Source organism: Sulfitobacter sp. UBA4523 (assembly GCF_002388305.1).
Classification (GTDB): Bacteria; Pseudomonadota; Alphaproteobacteria; order Rhodobacterales; family Rhodobacteraceae; genus Sulfitobacter; species Sulfitobacter pontiacus.
Genome location: NZ_DGMH01000034.1, coordinates 1 through 1,664 on the forward strand (window position 1 = coordinate 1; position 1,664 = coordinate 1,664).

Here is a 1,664-nt window from a genome sequence, read left to right on the forward strand (position 1 = left end):
GCACAAAATTCAGGATAGTCCCCGAATGTCCGGAGAGGGCCATGATCGTTTTAAGACCATCAATGCCCAAAGGCAGCCCAATCACTAAGACACGTTCTATAGCTAATGAACTAAACTAAAATCCCTTCACCTCGCGCAGATACCGACCAAAGATTTATCAAGAAAAGAGCTCAGTGTGCGAATATAACTAACTCTTTTTAAACATGCACCGAAAAAAGGATGCCCAGAGGGCACCCTAAGTTTCGCATAGCCAAGCTCATCGTTCACCGCTCGTTTGTTTTATGCCTGCGGCTTGGCCATCGTTAGGGGCTAGCGCACCGGCCCCCTGTTCGATGGAATGAGAAAAGAAACTATCTCCTTTCTCATTCCGAAACTGCTAGCAATTTGACACCGTAATGAGATGTAACGTCATGCCTTTTGGTAGCTCACGTCCGATAGTTGCCTCGTTTCTCCTCCGTTATTGCCGAACTAGACCATCAAACTTCAAAAAAGATCTGCCCCAGCCCGCGTCAATAAAATCAACAACTTGCGCGAACTGGGCGTTAATCACCCTGTAAATGGCCGCCGAAACACTCGAAATGGGCTTCATATGCTTGGCTTTTCACAAGGCCGGGGCGTTTGTCTTAGCTGCAGCCCGACGTTCCGCCGCAGGTGTTGCACTTCATGCAGGTGCCGTTGCGGACCAGCGTGTAGTTGCCGCATTCTCCGCAGGCTTCGCCCTCGTAGCCCTGCATCTTTGCCTTGGTACGGGCGTCCATGCTGACCGCGCCACTGGACACCGCTGTGGTCGACCCCATGCTTGCCGCGACCGAGGCTTGGCCTGCCTGCGGCATCACACGGTCAAGCGTCTGCGTGTCGCCCTGCCCCTGCCCGCCTTGCAGCAGCACCAGATCCTGCGGCAGACGGTTGCGCAGATACCCGGTGGAGCTGATCTGCTTGAGCACCTCGAGCGAGCGGTTGGCGGCGGTTTCGGAGATCTCCGCCACATTGGCAACGCTTTCCTGATCGCCGCGGCCGAGGCTGTCAAAGCTGGCCCCTTCGGGTTGCACATGCGCCAGATCGGTACGGTCCAGATAGGACACGGCGAGCTCGCGGAACACATAGTCAAGGATCGAGGTCGCGTTCTTGATGCTGTCGTTGCCCTGCACCATGCCAGCGGGTTCGAACTTGGTGAAGGTGAAGGCGTCGACGAATTCCTCCAACGGGACGCCGTATTGCAGACCCACGGACACGGCGATGGCAAAGTTGTTCATCATCGCACGGAAGCCCGCGCCTTCCTTGTGCATGTCGATAAAGATCTCGCCCAAGGAGCCGTCTTCGTATTCACCGGTGCGCAAATAGACCTTGTGCCCGCCCACATTGGCCTTTTGGGTATACCCCTTGCGGCGCTGAGGCATCTTTTCACGGTGCGATTTGATGATCTCTTTGACGATGACCTTCTCGACGATCTTTTCAGCCAGCACGGTGGCTTTCTCGTGAGTGGTGCCGCTTTCCAGCGTTTCGGCGGCCTCGTCATCATCCTCGACCAGCGCAGAAGCCAGAGGCTGCGACAGTTTCGATCCGTCGCGGTACAACGCGTTGGCTTTGACGCCAAGCGACCACGACAGCTCGTATGCGTTCTGGCAATCCTCGATGGTGGCGTCATTCGGCATGTTGATCGTCTT

At 55.7% G+C, this 1,664-nt stretch carries 1 pseudogene; it reads right to left on the bottom strand.

The features are described from left to right. Nucleotides 1-623 precede the first annotated feature (623 nt). Nucleotides 624-1,664: pseudogene (locus tag B3849_RS08305) on the bottom strand (vitamin B12-dependent ribonucleotide reductase); the annotation flags it as partial.